This is a genomic window from Bacillus manliponensis, assembly GCF_000712595.1.
Lineage (GTDB): Bacteria > Bacillota > Bacilli > Bacillales > Bacillaceae_G > Bacillus_A > Bacillus_A manliponensis.
On sequence record NZ_JOTN01000018.1, the window covers coordinates 69,806 to 89,535 of the forward strand.

The 19,730-nt window shown below is 37.1% G+C and carries 20 protein-coding genes and 1 pseudogene; 18 read left to right on the plus strand and 3 right to left on the minus strand.

The window, feature by feature from the left end:
• Position 1: 1 nt before the first annotated feature.
• Complete coding sequence (locus BAMA_RS18045; RefSeq protein WP_034641967.1) at positions 2-871, minus strand: Cof-type HAD-IIB family hydrolase; 870 nt, start codon at positions 869-871, stop codon at positions 2-4.
• A 421-nt stretch (positions 872-1,292) separates the two neighbouring features.
• Here BAMA_RS18045 and BAMA_RS18050 point away from each other — a divergent pair, with 421 nt between their 5' ends.
• The 11 genes and pseudogenes from BAMA_RS18050 (at position 1,293) to uvsE (ending at position 12,153) form a co-directional block, all read left to right on the plus strand.
• A complete protein-coding gene (locus BAMA_RS18050) occupies positions 1,293-1,403 on the plus strand; it encodes a DUF3948 family protein (protein WP_034641969.1) in 111 nt (36 codons plus the stop codon).
• A 30-nt stretch (positions 1,404-1,433) separates the two neighbouring features.
• On the plus strand, positions 1,434-1,544 hold the full coding sequence (locus BAMA_RS18055; RefSeq protein WP_034641972.1) for a DUF3948 family protein: 111 nt from the start codon (positions 1,434-1,436) through the stop codon (positions 1,542-1,544).
• Positions 1,545-1,592: 48 nt separating this feature from the next.
• Positions 1,593-1,703: a DUF3948 family protein gene (locus BAMA_RS18060; protein WP_415782925.1), complete on the plus strand. Its 111-nt coding sequence runs from the start codon at positions 1,593-1,595 to the stop codon at positions 1,701-1,703.
• A gap of 271 nt (positions 1,704-1,974) precedes the next feature.
• Positions 1,975-3,093 carry a 4-hydroxyphenylpyruvate dioxygenase gene (hppD, locus tag BAMA_RS18065; RefSeq protein ID WP_034641974.1) on the plus strand — a complete coding sequence of 373 codons (1,119 nt, stop codon included), beginning with the start codon at positions 1,975-1,977 and terminating at the stop codon, positions 3,091-3,093.
• Between the two features lie 76 nt (positions 3,094-3,169).
• Positions 3,170-4,127: pseudogene (locus tag BAMA_RS18070) on the plus strand (fumarylacetoacetate hydrolase family protein).
• Positions 4,093-5,268, plus strand: coding sequence for a homogentisate 1,2-dioxygenase (locus BAMA_RS18075; protein ID WP_034641976.1), 1,176 nt, complete (start codon positions 4,093-4,095; stop codon positions 5,266-5,268). The pseudogene BAMA_RS18070 and the gene BAMA_RS18075 overlap by 35 nt, the downstream one beginning before the upstream one ends.
• Before the next feature lie 106 nt (positions 5,269-5,374).
• Positions 5,375-6,649 carry an MDR family MFS transporter gene (locus BAMA_RS18080; protein ID WP_034641978.1) on the plus strand — a complete coding sequence of 425 codons (1,275 nt, stop codon included), beginning with the start codon at positions 5,375-5,377 and terminating at the stop codon, positions 6,647-6,649.
• A 155-nt stretch (positions 6,650-6,804) separates the two neighbouring features.
• Positions 6,805-7,890, plus strand: a complete 1,086-nt coding sequence (locus tag BAMA_RS18085) for a D-alanine--D-alanine ligase (RefSeq protein WP_034641980.1) — start codon at positions 6,805-6,807, stop codon at positions 7,888-7,890.
• 61 nt (positions 7,891-7,951) lie between these two features.
• Complete coding sequence (locus tag BAMA_RS18090) at positions 7,952-9,328, plus strand: UDP-N-acetylmuramoyl-tripeptide--D-alanyl-D-alanine ligase (protein ID WP_034641982.1); 1,377 nt, start codon at positions 7,952-7,954, stop codon at positions 9,326-9,328.
• Positions 9,329-9,520: 192 nt separating this feature from the next.
• The gene (gene cshA, locus BAMA_RS18095; RefSeq protein ID WP_034641983.1) at positions 9,521-11,092 is read left to right on the plus strand and encodes a degradosome RNA helicase CshA; all 1,572 of its coding nucleotides are present in this window, start codon (positions 9,521-9,523) and stop codon (positions 11,090-11,092) included.
• Positions 11,093-11,190: 98 nt separating this feature from the next.
• Complete coding sequence (uvsE, locus tag BAMA_RS18100) at positions 11,191-12,153, plus strand: UV DNA damage repair endonuclease UvsE (RefSeq protein WP_034641985.1); 963 nt, start codon at positions 11,191-11,193, stop codon at positions 12,151-12,153.
• Between the two features lie 25 nt (positions 12,154-12,178).
• Here uvsE and BAMA_RS18105 read toward each other — a convergent pair whose 3' ends face one another.
• Complete coding sequence (locus BAMA_RS18105; RefSeq protein ID WP_051759014.1) at positions 12,179-12,739, minus strand: rhomboid family intramembrane serine protease; 561 nt, start codon at positions 12,737-12,739, stop codon at positions 12,179-12,181.
• A gap of 88 nt (positions 12,740-12,827) precedes the next feature.
• On the opposite strand from BAMA_RS18105, the gene acpS reads away from it, so the two are divergent.
• From acpS to BAMA_RS18135, 6 genes are all read left to right on the plus strand, one after another.
• A complete protein-coding gene (acpS, locus tag BAMA_RS18110; RefSeq protein ID WP_034642023.1) occupies positions 12,828-13,187 on the plus strand; it encodes a holo-ACP synthase in 360 nt (119 codons plus the stop codon).
• A gap of 93 nt (positions 13,188-13,280) precedes the next feature.
• Positions 13,281-14,291, plus strand: coding sequence for a LolA family protein (locus BAMA_RS18115; protein ID WP_034641987.1), 1,011 nt, complete (start codon positions 13,281-13,283; stop codon positions 14,289-14,291).
• A 117-nt stretch (positions 14,292-14,408) separates the two neighbouring features.
• A complete protein-coding gene (gene alr, locus BAMA_RS18120) occupies positions 14,409-15,578 on the plus strand; it encodes an alanine racemase (RefSeq protein ID WP_034641989.1) in 1,170 nt (389 codons plus the stop codon).
• A 280-nt stretch (positions 15,579-15,858) separates the two neighbouring features.
• On the plus strand, positions 15,859-16,146 hold the full coding sequence (locus tag BAMA_RS18125) for an antitoxin EndoAI (RefSeq protein WP_000004571.1): 288 nt from the start codon (positions 15,859-15,861) through the stop codon (positions 16,144-16,146).
• A gap of 4 nt (positions 16,147-16,150) precedes the next feature.
• Positions 16,151-16,501 (plus strand): type II toxin-antitoxin system endoribonuclease NdoA, encoded by a 351-nt coding sequence (gene ndoA / locus BAMA_RS18130; protein WP_034642002.1) that lies wholly within the window; start codon positions 16,151-16,153, stop codon positions 16,499-16,501.
• Between the two features lie 201 nt (positions 16,502-16,702).
• Positions 16,703-18,871 (plus strand): Tex family protein, encoded by a 2,169-nt coding sequence (locus BAMA_RS18135; protein ID WP_034642003.1) that lies wholly within the window; start codon positions 16,703-16,705, stop codon positions 18,869-18,871.
• Positions 18,872-18,916: 45 nt separating this feature from the next.
• On the opposite strand, the gene cmpA is transcribed toward BAMA_RS18135, so the two are convergent.
• Positions 18,917-19,033, minus strand: coding sequence for a cortex morphogenetic protein CmpA (cmpA, locus tag BAMA_RS24165; RefSeq protein ID WP_019779237.1), 117 nt, complete (start codon positions 19,031-19,033; stop codon positions 18,917-18,919).
• Between the two features lie 103 nt (positions 19,034-19,136).
• Between cmpA and BAMA_RS18140 the strand changes: the two genes are divergently transcribed.
• Positions 19,137-19,598 (plus strand): SprT family protein, encoded by a 462-nt coding sequence (locus tag BAMA_RS18140; RefSeq protein ID WP_034642006.1) that lies wholly within the window; start codon positions 19,137-19,139, stop codon positions 19,596-19,598.
• Positions 19,599-19,730: the final 132 nt, after the last annotated feature.

Sequence of the window (19,730 nt, forward strand, 5' to 3'; positions counted from 1 at the left end):
CTTATTTTTGTTTTGTTTCTTGTAACACATATTGATAGATTGCGTGAGCCACACCATGTTCATCGTTTGTAGTCGTGACTACATTACACAATTGTTTCACTTCTTCTTCTGCATTCCCCATTGCTATAGACAATCCAGCAGCTTTTAGCATTGGTACATCATTAAAGTTATCACCAATCGCAACAGTATTTTCCATTGGAATGTTAAAATAATGAGCCATTTCGCGTAATCCGTTTTCTTTATGACCATACTGGTCCATTACTTCTAAATTGGTTGATGCCGAAGCTGTTACCATAACTTCTGTATCTTGTTGTAGTAATTGTAACAATTGCTTACGTTGTTCTTTATGGAATGTTAAAATGAAAAATTTTGATACATGCAAATCCGTATTTGTCATCATCTCTTCAATATCTTTGAAATAAGTAATTAAATTAGAACGTTCTTGTTTCGCTGTAATTCGTTCGAACTCATCTACTGAAACATCTAACGTATGCTTATTTAGTTGATAAGATTTCATTACTTGTTCTTTCCAATTATGCGGAGCGTATACACCTTCATTTGTATACAGTTTATATGGGAATCCAATAGATTCTATTTTTTTAGCAACTTCATATACTTTTTCTTTTTTTAAATAACGAGCATTAATGACTTGTCCATCAGCATATACAATAGCACCATTACTAGAACCAATTGGAAGAGAAAGATTGAACTCTCCTAGTAGGTTTAAAGCGTCTTCTTTTGCTCGGCCTGAACAAATCATTATGGTATGTCCAGCTTCCTGTGCATCTTTAATTGCTTCTAAGTTCTCTTTGGAAATTTTTAGATCGGAGGACAGTAATGTGCCATCCATATCAAGTGCGATTAACTTCAAATCGATCAGCTCCTTCCCTTTCATCATACTATATATATACAAATTGAAAAACCGGGAGAGATATTTTCTTCTAAATAACATGTATATTACGCGTTGTGTTGAATTTATTACAGTAATGTTACACGAAATATAAAAGATTTTTTATGTGTTAGAACCTTCATAGAAATGGGATAATCCCTTAAATAGCAAGCTATAGGAGATTGAGTGATAAAAATAGCTTTTCATTTCTATGAAAAAAAATTGTAATAAATAGAGAAGAACTATTGCATAAATAAAAACCTTATGTTACATTAATGTTACAAACGTTACACAAACAAATTAAATGTAACGCTAACTTCAAAACTATGAATTTAAGATTTCTTATTAATTACATATAAATTTAAATAATAGATACATATTTAAGAAAAGGTGGATGAAACAAATGGAAAACAAAGAAGTATTACAATTAACGAAAATGGATTTCATTGGATCAGCGGGAGGCGCAGCAGTATTAACGGCATTAATCGTAATTCTTTCTAGTGTTTTAGTATAATAAGTCATTTTAAATAAGGAGAGAGCACAAATGGAAAAAAAGGAAATGTTACAACTAACAAAAGCAGAATTTGTAGGATCAGCAGGAGGCGCAGCAGTATTAACAGCACTTATTGTATTTCTTTCTAGCGCTTTAGTGTAATAAAGAATCATATAAAACAATTAAGAAAAGATAAAGGAGATGCGTAAAATGGAAAACAAAGAAATGTTACACTTAACAAAAATGGATTTCGTAGGATCGGCAGGAGCGGCAACGGTGTTAACGGCCTTTATCGTATTTCTTTCAAATGTTTTAGTATAATTCTTTTTATAATATGAACAGAGCTGTATTGCTCTTTTATATAGAATAGTCCGGACTCAAAAGAACCTCCTTTTCAAGGGGGTCTTTTTGTATAGAAAAAAGTCGAATAATATAATGAAGAAAAAAGAGGATTTTGACAGAAAAGATAGAAAATTTAGAATGTCAGAAAATAGTTAGCTTGCTAGCTTATTTTTTTATGTATACTGAAAGCGTTTCCTAGAAGCTAGACTATAAGACTTTGAGATTATATTTACAGGGGGATGAAAAAGTTATGAAACAAAAATCGATGGATGCAGTAGCAGCACAAATGGAAGATTTTTTCCCAGTACGAGATGTAGATCATGTAGAGTTTTATGTCGGCAATGCCAAACAAGCAAGTTACTACTTTGCAAGAGCTTTCGGGTTTAAAATTGTTGCGTATTCGGGGTTAGAAACGGGTAATCGTGAAAAGGTTTCTTATGTACTCTCGCAAAAAAATATGCGTTTTGTTATTTCTGGAACGTTAAATGCTGATACGAAAGTCGCAGAATTTGTAAAGAAGCATGGTGATGGTGTAAAAGATGTCGCTTTGCTTGTAGATGATGTTGAAAAGGCATATGGAGAGGCTGTAAAGCGTGGGGCAGTGGCTATTGCACCGCCAAAAGAATTATCTGATGAGCAAGGTACATTAAAAACAGCAATTATTGGTACTTATGGTGATACAATTCATACACTTGTTGAGCGTAAAAATTATAAAGGTGTATTTATGCCAGGTTATAAAGAGGCAAACTTTACTGTCCCAAGTGATGAGACAGGATTAATTGCAGTTGACCATGTTGTAGGAAACGTGGAACAGATGGAAGAATGGGTTAGCTATTACGAAAATGTTATGGGCTTTAAGCAAATGATTCATTTTGATGATGATGATATTAGCACAGAGTACTCGGCGCTTATGTCAAAAGTAATGACAAATGGAAGTCGTATTAAATTTCCAATCAATGAACCAGCAGAAGGAAAGCGTAAATCACAAATTCAAGAGTACTTAGAGTTTTATAACGGCGCAGGTGTCCAACATTTAGCTTTGTTAACAAATGATATTGTAAAAACGATAACGGCATTACGTGCAAATGGTGTAGAGTTTTTAGACACACCAGATACGTATTATGAAGAGTTAACAGCACGTGTTGGCAAGATTGATGAGGAAGTAGAAAAGTTAAAAGAACTAAAAATCCTTGTAGACCGTGACGATGAAGGCTATTTACTACAAATCTTTACGAAACCAATTGTAGATCGTCCGACTTTATTTATTGAAATCATTCAGCGTAAAGGTTCGAAAGGATTTGGAGAAGGAAACTTTAAAGCACTATTTGAATCCATTGAAAGAGAACAAGCACTTCGCGGTAACCTGTAAGGGAATAAGGAGGGGAAACCCTCCTTATATGTGCAGGCAAAATTCACTTCATTTTTTTATGTGAGGAGAACAAATAATGAAGTTTATTACATTTCAACATTCTTCATCAGAAATGAGAGCAGGGTGGCTTGAGGATAATCGTGTCATTGATATGAACATTGTAAGTAATGGTGCATTGCCATCTACGATGCTTTCTTTTTTAGAGAAAGCAGATGAGTATATGGATGTAATCCGTACGATGAAGATTTCACAAAACGGAGTATATCCTTTGCAAGAAGTTACGTTATGTGCACCACTACCGAACCCTGGAAGTGTTCGTGACTTTTATGCATTTGAAGAGCATGTAAAAACAGCTAGAGGGCGCCGTGGGCTGGATGTTGTGCCCGAATGGTATGATATTCCGGTTTTTTATTTTACAAATCACCGTGCAATAGTAGGGCCGGAACAAGATGTAATAAAGCCAAAAGCGACTCAAAAGTTAGACTATGAGCTGGAAATCGCTTGTGTAATTGGAAAAGAAGGAAAAAATATTTCACATGAGCAAGCGGAAGATTATATTTTCGGTTATTGTATTTTAAACGATTGGAGTGCACGTGATTTACAAGCAGAAGAGATGAAAGTTGGGCTTGGCCCTGCGAAAGGAAAAGACTTTGCAACTTCAATTGGACCATATATTGTAACGAAAGAGGAATTACAGGCCTATCGTGTGGGGAAACGTCATAGCTTAGAAATGACGGCTTCGATTAATGGAGAAATCTGGTCGAAAGGCAATTTCCAAGATATTTACTATACATTTGCAGAAATGATTGAAAGAGCGTCTCAAGATGTAACGTTGTATCCAGGAGATGTCATTGGTTCTGGCACAGTTGGAAGTGGTTGTATTCTAGAGCTTGGGACAGAGAAATGGCTTCGAGATGGAGATGTAGTTGAACTGAGTATTACGGGGCTTGGGAAGTTGCGTAATACAGTAAGAAATCAAAAGAAAGCGGGGGGATGAGCATGTATTATCGTCACATGGGGGAGCTTCCTCGTAAGCGACATGTACAATTTCGCAAGGAAGATGGTTTGCTTTATCGTGAACAAGTAATGGGTACGAAAGGCTTTTCTGGCACGCAATCTATTTTGTATCATCATTATATGCCAACAGAAGTTGCTAAGACAAAGCTGGATAATTCTTGTCAGCTGCAGTATGAAGAAGAAGTAGCGTTAGCCCACCGTCATTTCCGTACAAAAAAGTATAAGAAAACGGGGGATGCTATAAAAAGTCGGAACTTCATCTTAGGGAATGAAGATTTGTTAATCGGGACGGCCAACGTAACGGAGAAAATGGATTATTTTTATCGTAATGGTGATGGGGATGAAATGTTGTTTGTCCATTATGGATCAGGAAAGATTGAAACGATGTTTGGTTCCATTCATTATCGAAAAGGGGATTATGTAACAATTCCGATTGGCACAATTTATCGTGTTATTCCAAACGAAGGTGAGACGAAATTCCTTGTTGTAGAAGCAAATAGTCAAATTACAACGCCACGTCGTTATCGTAATGAGTATGGGCAGTTATTAGAACATAGTCCATTTTGTGAAAGAGATATTCGTGGGCCAGAAGAATTAGAAACATACGATGAAAAAGGTGAATTTATTGTTTTAACAAAGTCTAGAGGTTACATGCACAATCATGTAATGGGACACCATCCGTTGGATGTTGTTGGTTGGGATGGCTATTTATATCCTTGGGTATTTAATGTAGAGGACTTTGAACCGATTACGGGACGTATCCACCAGCCACCTCCGGTGCATCAAACGTTTGAAGGGCACAACTTTGTTATTTGTTCATTTGTACCACGTTTATATGATTATCATCCGGATGCAATTCCAGCTCCTTATTATCATAGTAATGTAAACAGTGATGAAGTTCTTTACTATGTAGAAGGGAACTTTATGAGCCGAAAAGGTGTGGAAGAAGGTTCCATCACACTGCACCCAAGTGGCATTCCGCATGGGCCACACCCAGGGAAAACAGAAGCAAGTATCGGGAAAAAAGAAACGATTGAACTTGCTGTTATGATTGATACATTCCGTCCTTTACGCGTTGTAAAACAAGCGCATGAAATGGAAGATGATCAATATATGTATAGTTGGTTAGAAGAAGGAACATATACAGTGCAAAAATAGGTATGCTCATTTCGAGCGTACCTATTTTTATTTAATTAGTTCAGAAAATTTACATTATTGAGATAATATAATATGATTATGGAGGGGATAAGGAGGAAGGATACACGTGAAAGGGATATGGAAAGATTTAAAAGGCATGGATCGTAACGTGTGGATACGGTTTATTGGCGAAACATTGAACGGCATTGCAATGATGATGTTAATGCCATTTTTTGCTCTATATTTAAAGGACAAAGTGGATTCACTACTACAAGTAGGGATTATTATGGCACTTTCTCCTCTTGCAGCTAGTTTTGGTTCTTTAATTGGAGGAAGGATTGCTGATACATACGGAAGAAAACCTATTATGATATTTTCGATGGGAACCAATGCCATTTTGTTGCTTGGTTTTTTATTTATTGATGGTTTCATTTCATATGCTATTTTGTCTATTCTTTTAGGATTAAGTAATTCTTTATTTCATCCGGCGGCTTCGGCGATGGTAGCGGATGTAACTGAACCGGAGAAACGAACAGAGGCATATGGTTTATTACGGATGGGACATAATATTGGCGCAGCAGTTGGTCCGCTTCTAGGCGCATCAGTTGTAATTGTTTCAAAAAATATTATTTTCATTGCTGCGTCTTCTACTATGCTGTTATACACACTTCTTGTTATATTTTTTATTCAAGAAACGATGCCAAAAGATGCGGTGAAGAGTGAAAAAGAAGAACAATCTGTCAAACAAAGTGTATGGAAAGTGTTGTTGCAAGATAAAATTTTACTCATCTACATATTAGCGGGGATTGTCATTTCAATGGGATTTTCTCAAACGGAAGGAATGTTGCCGCTGCACTTTGATAATGAGATGCGTCACATCTTTGGAAGTCATAATCCATTTCCGTATTTAATGGCTTTAAATGGTTTGCTTGTTGTTTTATTTCAATTTCCAATATCAAAATGGGCAACTAACAAGCCGGTGGGCAGGGTTATGTTATATGGGGCTTGGTTATTTGGCTTTGGATTACTTGCAATTGGTTGGTTACCGAAGTGGTTTGGTGAATTAGGGATAGATGGAACGACTATTCTAGCTACATTGCTCGTTGTATACGCGATATATACATTAGGTGAAATGATTATGTCACCTGTACAAATGACATTTATCGCAAACTTAGCACCAGAGCATTTACGCGGGACATACATGGGAGCTGCTAGTTTACAGTGGATTACCGGAAATGCTATTGGCCCTATTTTAGGCGGGATATTACTTGAACAATTACTTGGTCATGTGTTATTCACTTTTTTAGGGGTGGGGTGTGTAATAGCAGGAATTATCTATATTTCATTGGACCGACTTGTAGAGAAAAAGGAACAGCCACCAGCTGTAAAGGAATCTTCATAATTGAGGGTACCATACACAAAAAGGATTATTTCTTCATATGATTTAGGTACATAACTATATCAATCCAATGTCATTTTTATTTTTAAATAGGAACTACCTATTTTCGTAAAAAGTGCTACAATAGAGGAATGAAAACAAACGATTAGGGTGATTTCATTATGAAAATTAAATTAGGTTTATTATATGGTGGAAAATCAGCAGAGCATCAAGTTTCTTTACAAACGGCTCTTGCTGTTATTAAGGCGTTAGATCAAGAGAAGTTCGAGATTCATCCAATTTATATTACAGAACAAGGCCAATGGATGCGCGGTGAGCGTATTGAAGGCGAAGTAGCAACTGTAGAAGCATTAAAAATGAACGGAGAAGAAAATGCGATTTCTCCTGTTTCGTTAAGTACAGAAATTATTCCAACTGCATCTAACCAAGAAGATGCAATCGATGTAATTTTCCCGTTACTACATGGTCCAAATGGTGAAGATGGAACGGTACAAGGAATGTTAGAATTAATGAATATTCCTTATGTTGGAAATGGTGTGTTAGCATCTGCAGCAGGTATGGATAAAGTTGTAATGAAAAATATCTTCGCAGAAGCAGGTTTAAAGCAAGCGAAATATGCTTCTTTCATTCGCAGTGTATGGGAGAAAGATCGCACTTCAGCATATGAACAAGTGGAAGAAAAATTAGGTTATCCTTGCTTTGTAAAGCCAGCTAACCTTGGTTCAAGTGTTGGAATCAACAAGTGTAAAGATCGTGAAGAATTAGAAAGTGCCTTTGAAGAGGCATTCCAATTTGACCGTAAAATTATTGTTGAAGAAAATATTGTTGGTCGTGAAGTAGAAATTGGTGTATTAGGTAACGATGAGCCCAAATGTTCTGTCGTTGGAGAAATTGTGCCGAAAAAAGAATTTTACGATTACAAGTCGAAATACATCGATGGTGATACAGCGCTTATTATTCCAGCTGAAGTTACAGAAGATGAGTATGAAAATATTAAGAGTGATGCGATTCGTGCATTCCAGTCTTTAGATAGCGCTGGTTTAACGAGAGCGGACTTCTTCTTAACAAAAGATGGAGAAGTGTATATTAATGAAGTAAATACAATGCCTGGATTTACGCCATTTAGTATGTTCCCATTATTATGGCAACATACTGGTTTATCTTACCCAGGGTTGATTGAAGAATTGGTTCACTTAGCAATTGAGCGCCATGAAGAAAAACAAAAAATTAAATACACGATTTAATAAAAAGGAGGGAAACACTATTCAAAGGAATAGTGTTTCTTCCATGTAAGGAGTGTTTCTTATGATTCAAAGAACGTTAAAACAAATTGAACAAATGGTCGGCGGGACTGGTTTGTTAGAAAAATGGAAAGATGTAGTTGTAAAAGGTGTGGCGATCGATACGAGAACAATTGAGCATGGTAATTTATACACTCCGATTCAAGGCGAACGTTTTGACGGCCATTCTTTCGCCCGAAAAGCAATGGAAAATGGTGCGGTAGCAACTCTTTGGAAGAAAGATGTACCAAACCCTCCAAGTGAATTGCCAGTTATTTTTGTAGAAGATACGTTAGAAGCGCTACAAACGTTAGCGAAAAGTTATCGTGACCAATTACAGGCAAAAATTGTTGGTGTGACGGGGAGTAACGGTAAAACGTCTACAAAAGATATTGTGATGAGCCTCTTAGAAACGACATTTAAAGTACAAAAAACAGAGGGGAATTTTAATAACCATATCGGTCTTCCACTTACAATTTTAAAAGTAGAAGAAGATACAGAAATTGTTGTATTGGAAATGGGAATGTCTGGACTTGGTGAGATTGAATTGTTATCTAAGATTGCTCGTCCAAATGCTGCTATTATCACTAACATTGGTGAAGCGCATCTTATGGATCTTGGTTCTCGCGATGCAATTGCAGATGCAAAGCTAGAAATTGTAGCGGGATTGCAGGCGGATGGTTTATTTGTTTATAACGGAGATGAGCCACTGTTAACAACGAAAGTACCAAGCATGAACCTTGCTGCAAAAACAGTTACGTTTGGAGATGGGAAGATAAATGATTATTACCCAACTTCTGTTACATTAGAAGCGACTGGTACGCATTTTGAGATGAACTACCAAGAGAATACTGTATTTTATCTTCCCGTTCTTGGGAAACATAATGTATATAACGCATTAGCTTCCATGGCAGTTGCGAAGTTCTTTGGTGTAACTTGGGATAACATGAAGCAAGGCTTACTGCAACTAAAAATGACAGGTATGCGTATGGAAATTGTAAAGACGGGTGAAGGATTAACACTCATCAATGATGCGTATAATGCAAGTCCAACAGCGATGGAAGCGGCTCTTCATTTAATGAATGGGCTAGATGGGTTCCGAAAGAAAGTAGTTATTCTTGGTGATATGTTAGAACTTGGGGACGAAGAAGAGAAGTTCCATTATGAAATTGGAAAAGCGATTGATCCAAATCATATTTCATATGTATTTACATATGGGACATTAGGTAAACATATTGCAGATGGTGCAAAAGGACAATTTTCTAGTGAATGTGTAAAAGCCTATCAGAATAAAGAAGAACTTGTAAAAGATTTAAAAAAGATTGTGGATGTAAAAGATGTCGTATTAGTGAAGGCATCGCGTGGAATGAAACTAGAAGAAGTTATTACAATGATGCAGTAAGGAAACAGTTGGGGTTTGCTTTTTACCCCTACAAAACTTATAATTGATAAAGTGTAATAACGTTTAGAAGTATTTTCATGAAGAATATACGCCCGTTTATATACGAAAAACATTCAGGAAAAGGGCTTTTCCGAAATCCGGAAAATGCCTTTTTTTAGATGATAAGTATAGGATAGAAAAGGAGAAGTAACATTGACAACATTTCGAGAATTAGGATTAAGCGAGTCTTTACTGCAATCTGTTGAGAGCATGGGCTTTGAAGAAGCAACGCCAATTCAAGCTGAAACGATCCCTCACGCATTACAAGGTAAAGATATTATTGGGCAAGCACAAACAGGTACAGGAAAAACAGCAGCATTTGGATTACCATTATTAGATAAAGTAGATACGAGCAAAGAGTTAGTACAAGGAATCGTAATTGCACCAACTCGTGAATTAGCAATTCAAGTAGGTGAAGAGCTTTACAAAATTGGTAAGCATAAGCGTGTACGTATTTTACCTATTTACGGTGGTCAAGATATTAACCGTCAAATTCGTGCATTGAAAAAACGTCCACACATTATTGTTGGTACGCCAGGACGTATTTTAGATCACATTAACCGTAAAACACTTCGTTTACAAAACGTAGAAACGGTTGTTCTTGACGAAGCGGATGAAATGTTAAACATGGGCTTCATTGAAGACATTGAAGCAATTTTAACAGATGTGCCAGAAACACATCAAACGCTATTATTCTCAGCAACAATGCCAGATCCAATCCGTCGTATTGCTGAGCGCTTTATGACTGAGCCACAACACATTAAAGTGAAGGCGAAAGAAGTAACAATGCCAAACATTCAGCAGTTCTATTTAGAAGTGCAAGAGAAGAAGAAGTTTGACGTATTAACGCGCTTATTAGATATTCAATCCCCAGAGCTTGCGATCGTATTCGGTCGTACGAAGCGTCGTGTTGATGAATTATCAGAAGCATTGAACTTACGTGGTTATGCAGCAGAAGGTATTCATGGTGACTTAACACAAGCGAAGCGTATGTCTGTATTACGTAAATTTAAAGAAGGTTCTATCGAAGTTCTTGTTGCAACAGACGTTGCGGCACGTGGTCTTGATATTTCAGGCGTAACACACGTATACAACTTCGATATTCCACAAGATCCAGAATCTTACGTTCACCGCATTGGTCGTACAGGCCGTGCTGGTAAAAAAGGTATTGCAATGTTATTTGTAACACCACGTGAATCTGGTCAGTTAAAAAACATCGAGCGTACAACGAATCGTAAAATGGATCGCATGAACGCACCGACATTAGATGAGGCGTTAGAAGGTCAACAACGTTTAATCGCAGAAAAAATGCAAAGTACGATTGAAAGCGAGAACTTATCTTACTACAAGCGTATTGCAGAAGAAATGTTAGAAGAAAACGATTCTGTGACAGTTGTAGCAGCAGCGCTGAAAATGATGACAAAAGAGCCGGATACAACTCCTATTTCTTTAACATCAGAGCCACCTGTTGTATCAAAAGATCGTTCTAGAGGCCGTGGTGGTAACGGTGGAAGAGGATCTCGTGATGGCAACCGTAATCGTGATGGACGTGGACGTGACGGTCGTAACCGTGACGGACGTGGACGTGATGGACGTGATCGCGATGGACGTGATCGCGATGGCAACCGTGGACGCAAAGGTGAAGGTCGTCAAGGATCTTTCAACAAAGGTCGCGGTGAAAGAAAAGGCAATAACGATAGCCGTAAACAACAGCAACCTCGTTAATTTATATGAAAAAAGACAGTCTTTTTATAAAGGCTGTCTTTTTTTGTGTTCAAATGAGACATACTACGTAATAACTAAGTAAAGAAAGAGGGAGGAGTATGTTAGTAAGACTTGGCTATGTAGCGATGAGTGTCTACTTGAAAAATGCGTCTCCATCCCAAACGATGACGTTTGCGCAGTTTCAGCGTATAAAAGATCGAGAGGCGGGGATGCGAAAACTAGAGCGCATCGCAAATTCGAATTTAGAAAACTGTTTGCGGTTATTAAAGCATAACCGTGCGCATGATATTACTTTTTTTCGTCTTAGTTCAAAATTAATCCCATTAGCAAATCATGAGGAGTTATTAGATTGGAACTATATCTCTCCACTTAAAGGTAATTTGAAAAAACTAGGAGAGTATGCGAAGCAAGAGAAGATGCGTATCGATTTTCATCCTGATCATTTCGTTGTGTTAAATTCTCCTAAGAGTAATATTTTGAAGCAGTCTGTTAAGACTCTGCAGATGCATAGGAAATTACTAAAGGGTATGGGGATCCCTCCCAAGCATCGGTGTGTTTTGCATGTAGGAGGGGCTTATAAAAATAAAGAAAAAGCATTAGAGCAATTTATTGAAAATTGGTCCTATGTTCCGGTGAATATACAAGAAATGATTATGCTAGAGAATGATGATATAACCTTCTCTGTAGGAGAGACGTTGTATTTAGGAGAAAAATTAGCAATTCCCGTTGTGTTTGATCTTCACCATCACATTGTAAATGATGAGGGGGAGAAGTGGGAAGAACATTGGGAGCGTGTTGTAGGTACGTGGGAAAACTCTCCTCTACCGTTGAAAATGCATATTTCTAGCCCGCGGAATGAAAAGGATCTACGTGCGCATGCTGATTTTATTGATGCAGGAACCTTTCTTTCGTTTTTGCAAAGTGTAAAAGGAAGTGTGCCGCAAATAGATTGTATGATTGAGGCGAAGAGAAAAGATGGTGCCCTCTTTCGGCTTATGAGCCAGCTGAAAGAGAGTAAGCAAGTAGAGATTGTAGATGGTGCTAGTTTTTATGTAAAATAAGAAAAAGCAGTGGAGAACTTGTTCTTCACTGCTTTTTTGTAAGTGTTACTCCTAAAAGTCCACCTGTTAATAATCCGAAAAGGTGACTAATTGGATTAGCGCTCGGATTAATAAAGGTGAAGCTAAGTAACACGAACAGAATGAAAAAAAAGAACAAGACTGCTTTTTTATGAGTGAGTTCATATTGCATGTAGAAGGTGTATAATTGTGTACCGAATAGACCGAAAATCGCTCCGGAAGCACCACTATGTACATAATGTATAGGTAATAAGAAGTAAGAGGCGATATTTCCGAAAAAACCAGTAAAAAAGAAGATGGTCGTAAAACGAAGGCGGCCTATTTGTTTTTCGAGTTGTATTCCAAGTAAATATAAGCAGAAGCAGTTAGATAAGAAATGGTGCCAATCTTTATGTGTAAAGATTGAAGTAAGGAGGCGCCACCATTCTCCATTCATAATGCATATATGACAAGAAACGGTTTTTGAAAAAATTAGGTTTGTTAATAAAAATAATATAAGTTGTATGGTGAGTAGAAAGGTTGTTACTGGTGGGAAAAAAGAAGTTGGATATTTGAATGAAATGTTCATATGCTCACACCTTTTCCATCGTACAAGTTGTCTGTTATTCTTACAATATGAAAGAAAGAGGTAAAGTAGAAGGAAGGAACGAATGAAAATGATTGTTGGCATAGGGATCGATATTATTGAGCTAAATAGAATTCAAAAGATGTTAGATGGAAAACTAAAGTTTATGGAACGTATTTTAACAGAGAAGGAACGTGAAGTTGCTAGCCAGCTGAAAGGTAAGCGTCTTGTTGAATTTGTAGGAGGAAGATTTGCAGCAAAAGAAGCATATTCAAAAGCTGTTGGAACAGGAATTGGGAAAGAAGTGAGCTTTTTGGATATTGAAATATTAAATGATGAGAGAGGAAAGCCGGTTTTAATTGCTAATACACAGAATTGCATACATTTATCAATTAGTCATAGTGATCAATTTGCAGTTGCACAAGTAGTTTTAGAAAGCCCGTCAAGCTAGTCTGCATATTTCAGCTCTTTGTCTCATATATTGGATTAGCGTTAAGGAAGAGAAATCTTCTACTTACTTATTTGAGGTGAAGGAGCTGAGAGGATGAAAAGGCGCTTATTTTTGTTCATCGCCGGTTTGTTGACCGTTTTCTTACTAGTCGGCTGTGCAGAGAAGAAACCAGAGGATGTTGTTCGTGATTTAGATGAGAAAGTAAAAAGTATAAAGAGTTATGAAGCGGAAGCAAAATTGTCTATCAAAACAGGCAATGAGCCACAGGAATATGATGTGGAAGTTTGGTATAAGGAACCTAATTACTATCGTGTAAATTTAAAAAATGCGAAAAAAGATCAAAGTCAAATTATTTTACGAAATGATGAAGGGGTCTTTGTTCTGACGCCAGCTTTGAATAAAAGTTTCCGCTTTCAAAGTGACTGGCCGCAAAATAGTAGTCAAGCGTACTTGTATCAATCTCTTGTAAAAGACATATTGAAAGATAAAAGTCATGTGTTCAAAAAAACAAATAAACATTATGTGTTTGAAACGAAAACAAACTATCACCATCAAAATATGCTCCCGAAACAGAAGATTACATTAAATAAAAGAGACTTAACACCGGTTTCTGTACAGTTGATGGATAATGATCAAAATGTTCTAGTGGAAGTGAATTTCTCAAAAGTGAAATTCGATGCAAAGTTTGATAAAGGAGCATTTGATACGCAAAAAAATATGTCTAGAGCACAGGTGGACGTACAAGTAGCAGCAAAAGAAGAAAAGCCATTCGCTATTTTGTATCCGCAAGATACACCGCAAGGAATGACATTGAAGGATGAGCAAGAATTTAAAATAGCTAATGGTAAGCGAGCTATTTTGACATATGAAGGAGACAAAAAGTCTTTTACGTTAATACAAGAAAAAGCGAAAGTTACACCGGCAACTACAGCAATAGGTGTAAGTGGTGAACCAGTAGATTTAGGATTTACAATTGGTGCGTTAACTGAAGATTCTCTTATGTGGTCTCATAATGGTGTAGATTACATGATGGTTTCAAAAGGTCTAGAAGCGGAAGAGTTATTAATGGTAGCTCGCTCCGTAACTGAAAAGCAAGAGAAGTAGAATGGTAAAGCGTGGTGAAAAAAGAGCACCACGCTCTTTTTCATTTTAAGGGATAGATTATAAAAGAAATGAATATAACAGTAATAGTGTTCTATTGTGGTTGAAGGAAGTGTTGTGATGAACTTTGCTCCTTTTTATCGTGATACTTGGGTGGAAGTGAACTTAGATGCGATTTATAACAATATCATTCGTATAAAAAAGTTGATACCAGAGAATGTTGAATTTATCGCTGTTATAAAAGGAAATGCATATGGTCATGGAGCGATTCAAGTTTCAAAAGTGGCATTAGAAGCAGGAGCTACAAGGTTGGCTGTCGCTCTCTTAGATGAAGCACTTCTCCTTCGCAGAGCCGGGATTGGGGTTCCGATTTTAGTTATGAGTCCTACAAGGCCTGAAGATGTGAATATTGCTGCTGAAAATGAAATTTCTTTAACGATTTTTCAAAAAGAATGGGTAGAGAGAGCAAAAAAGATTTGGATGTCTTCTGTTCCTCTTTATTTTCATTTAAAGTTTGATAGTGGGATGGGGAGAATTGGGATAAGGAAGAAGGGTGAGTTATGGGAGGTTCTGCAAAGTTTCAAAAGTGCTCCTTATTTTAAAATGGAAGGCGTATATATGCATTTTGCAACGGCAGATGAATTCCAAACAGATTATTTTTATAAGCAATATTATACATTTGTAGAGCAGTTGAGTTGGATGAAGGGATTTGGAGTGGAACCGAATTTTATTCATGCAGCCAATAGTGCGGCAACATTACATTTTCGAGGTATTGCGCTTGATGCTGTACGCATAGGGATTGCGATGTACGGATTATCACCATCAGTACAAATGGAGCCGTTTCTACCGGTGAAGTTAGAACCAGCTCTTTCTTTTCATACAAAGATTGCTCATGTAAAGTTAGTAGAAAAGGGAGCGGCAATTAGCTATGATATTACGTACCGAGCACCGGAAGTTGAATGGATTGCTACTGTTCCTGTTGGGTATGCAGATGGTTGGTTTCGGGGGATGGAAGGCTTTACAGTATTGGTAGAAGGTATTCGTGTCCCGATTGTAGGAAGAATTACAATGGATCAACTCATGATTCGTCTTCCATATAAAATGCCGATTGGTACGAGGGTAACTTTTATAGGAGAGCAAAAAGATAGTTGTATTTCCGCTTCTGAAGTAGCTTCACATATGAATACAATACATTATGAAGTTGTAGCAGGAATTCATTTTCGTGTTCCACGTCTTTATGTAAGAGGTGAAAAAGTAGTGGAAGTGGAGAATTATATGAGTGAGTTATAAATAACTTTTTGCTGCATATGAGAGTTTATTATAATTATAAAAAATGTGAATATGTAAGAATGAGCAGTGCATATCGTATAACTGAGGAGGTTATCCGAAAGTCTGTTAATTGTCCTAGATGCACGGATAAAAATATTGGATCGTGAATGTTTTATGTTTCAATTGGAAAACATAAGCAAGGAATGAGGAAGTCTTTGCAACAGGCTCCATACAATGGTATTATTACAATAGGTGTCATATATATATTTGTGTGTGTAGTTGACGGTGGAGGTGTATTTTTGTGTCCGAATCAAGTGTAACTACTGAAATCGTTGTCCGGTTGCCAAAGCAAGTGGTAACAGAATTGGACGGGATTGGAAAACAAGAGAATAAGAATCGCCATGAACTGATTTGCCAGGCAACACAATTGCTATTGCGCCAACATAAAACGAAGAAGCGCTATCAGCATGAATCAATGCGACGTGGGTACATTGAAATGGGAAAAATTAATCTTGGTATTGCATCGGAAGCTTTCTTAGCAGAGTATGAAGCAGCTCATACAGTAGAACGCTTAGTTAGCGGGGGGTAATCTCTTGATTGTAAAACGCGGCGACGTGTATTTTGCAGACCTTTCCCCAGTTGTTGGTTCTGAGCAAGGAGGCGTTCGTCCGGTTCTTGTCATTCAAAATGACATCGGGAATCGTTTTAGTCCAACTGTAATTGTAGCGGCGATCACTGCACAGATTCAAAAGGCGAAATTACCCACGCATGTGGAAATTGATGCGAAAAAGTACGGATTTGAAAGAGATTCTGTTATCTTGCTCGAACAGATTCGAACGATTGATAAGCAGCGCTTAACGGACAAAATCACTCATTTAGATGAAATGATGATGAGTCGTGTAGATGAAGCTCTGCAAATTAGTTTAGGACTGATAGAATTTTAGTTCAGCATAGAAGTTGCTCTTTTACGGGGCAACTTTTTTTTATCCCGCATTAACGGGCTGGACTGTAAAACTCCCATCTCAAAAATTGAGAAATACGGAGTGATATAGGTGGAGCGTAAAGCACACTGATAGAAGATTTACTTTATAAAAAATTCGGTAATGCCTTTAAGTATATTGCTGAATAAGGAGGATTTTGTTGGCATGGAAATGGTACATAATACGCAACTATTAATTAAGACGTTAGCAAAAGAATTGAACTTATTAGAAAAGCAAGTACGTAATGTTATTCAATTAACAGAAGAGGGAAACACAGTTCCGTTTATTGCAAGATATAGAAAAGAGTTAACGAATTCGTTAGATGAAGTGCAAATTCGTGCCATTTTAGAAAGATGGCAATATGTGATGCAATTAGAAAATAGAAAAGAAGAAGTACTTCGCCTTATTGGAGAAAAAGGAAAGTTAACAGATGAGTTAAGGCATCACATTATATCGGCTACAAAGTTGCAAGAAGTAGAAGACTTATATAGACCATATAAAGAAAAACGAAGAACAAAAGCAACGGTTGCAAAAGATAAAGGATTAGAACCACTAGCAGAATGGCTTCTTTTATTTAAAAATGAAGATCCTATAAAATATGCACAGCAGTTTATAAATGCGGATAAAGAAGTACAATCTGCTGAAGAAGCGTTGCAGGGGGCAAAAGATATTATTGCCGAGCAAGTGTCTGATACAGCGTCTTATCGTAGCTGGATTCGAGAAGCAACGATGAGAAAAGGAATCATCTCTTCTCAAGTGAAAGATGAAGAGAAGGATGAGAAGAATGTATATGAGATGTATTATAGCTATGAAGAGCCGTTGTTAAAAGTTGTTCCGCATCGTGTGTTGGCAATGAACCGCGGAGAAAAAGAAGAAATTTTAAAAATAACTGTTATCCCTGAGATAGAGGCTATTATACAGTTCTTAAATAAAAAAGTGATTTCTAACTTTAACACCCCTGCTACAAAATATGTACAGGAAGCAATTGAAGATGGTTATAAACGATTAATTCAGCCGTCTATTGAAAGAGAAATCCGTAAAGAATTGACGGAGGTAGCAGAAGAGCAAGCGATACATATTTTCTCAGAGAACTTACGAAATTTATTGTTACAACCACCGATGAAAGGGAAAGTTGTATTGGCAGTGGACCCAGCATATCGGACAGGTTGTAAGTTAGCTGCTGTTGATGATACAGGGAAAGTACTTCATATTGATGTTGTATATCCGCATCCGCCTGTTAAAAAATATGAGGCAGCGAAAGAGAAGGTATTATCTATTATAGAGAAGTACGGAGTAGAAGTGATTGCAATTGGAAATGGTACCGCTTCTCGTGAAACAGAAGAGTTTGTTGTAGATGTGTTGCAAGTAGTAAAAACGGATATCTTCTATATTATTGTCAATGAAGCGGGGGCAAGTGTATATTCAGCTTCGGATTTAGCGCGTGAAGAGTTTCCAAATCTACAAGTAGAAGAAAGAAGTGCTGTTTCAATCGGAAGACGCTTGCAAGACCCTCTTGCAGAACTAGTGAAAATAGATCCGAAATCAGTTGGTGTCGGGCAATATCAGCATGATGTTTCTCAAAAAAGGTTAAACGAATCGTTAACATTTGTTGTGGAAACAGCTGTAAACCAAGTGGGGGTAAACGTGAATACAGCTTCTGTGTCATTGTTGCAGTACGTTTCAGGCTTATCAAAAACTGTTGCAAAAAACATTGTAAAGAAACGTGAAGAGAATGGGAAGTTTATAAAGCGTACGGAATTAAAAGATATACCGCGATTAGGTGCGAAAACATATGAACAGTGCATCGGTTTTTTGCGTATATTGGAAGGGGAAAATCCACTTGATCGAACGAGTATCCATCCAGAGCAGTATAAAAATGTGCAACTGTTATTAAAAAGCTTAGGATTATCATTAGATGATTTAGGAACCCCTCGCTTACAAGAGCGTTTAGAGGAAGTGGGAATAGCTGAGCTATCTATTCAAACGAGTATTGGAGAGCCAACCTTGCGCGATATCATTGATGCATTAATTCGCCCGGAGCGAGATTTACGCGACGAATTACCGAAGCCTCTTTTAAAGAAGGGTATTCTAAAATTAGAAGATTTGCAGCGTGGAATGGAACTAGAAGGTACAGTTCGAAATGTTGTTGATTTTGGAGCGTTCGTTGATATTGGTGTGAAACAAGACGGTTTAGTGCATATTTCAAAAATGAGTAAGCAATTTGTAAAACACCCGTTAGACGTTGTAGCTGTCGGAAAGATTGTAAAAGTGTGGGTAGACGATGTGGATATGAAAAAAGGACGCGTTGCATTATCGATGTTACCAATCGCCTAATTGGATAAGAAAAGGGAGTAGGGTAATACTGCTCCCTTCATTTGTTTAAGCGTTTTGACGCTTTTTCTTATAAAAGAACCAGCATTCATTTAGTAATTTGATTTGATAACGATTTTTTTCATAGTATGCACGCATCATTTGTTTTTGAAGCCATGCAGGCATAATGATCCCTCCTTTTATAACTGAGGATGGGTATATGTACTACTTAATGTATGCAATGGACGGAAAAGAAGTGTGAGTTTATTTTAAGTAGGAGAGATTATTAATGAAGGAAATAGATGTACAAATGTTAGTAGAGAAAGTGTCCACCGAGTATTTTAGGAGACCTTTTTTACATAAAGCGATATTCAATAAACGATTACGTACTACGGGTGGACGGTATTTGTTGAAGAGCCATAACATAGAGCTGAATTATCATTATTATAAAGCTTATGGTGAAACGGAGCTTATTGAAGTGGTTAAACATGAACTTTGCCATTACCACCTACATATTATGGGTAAGGGCTATAGGCATAGAGATAAAGACTTTCGAGTGTTGTTAAAACAAGTAGGTGCACCGAGATTTTGTAAAAGAATTAAGGAAGAGAAAAAAGAGGGGAAACGATATATATATAAATGTAAGAACTGTCAGTTTCAATATGAAAGAAGGCGTAAAGTGGATACGAAGCGTTATGTATGTGGTAAATGTAGAGGTGAATTAGAAGTCTTTAAAAATCTTGACAGTTAAATACAAGTTTAGTATATTATAAGCACGTCACTTTCTTGCAAAATATTGTTAAGAACTGCTTGACTTTGAAAAGAAGTTTTTATAAGATATAAATTGTCTTCAATATTCCGCAGTAGCTCAGTGGTAGAGCTA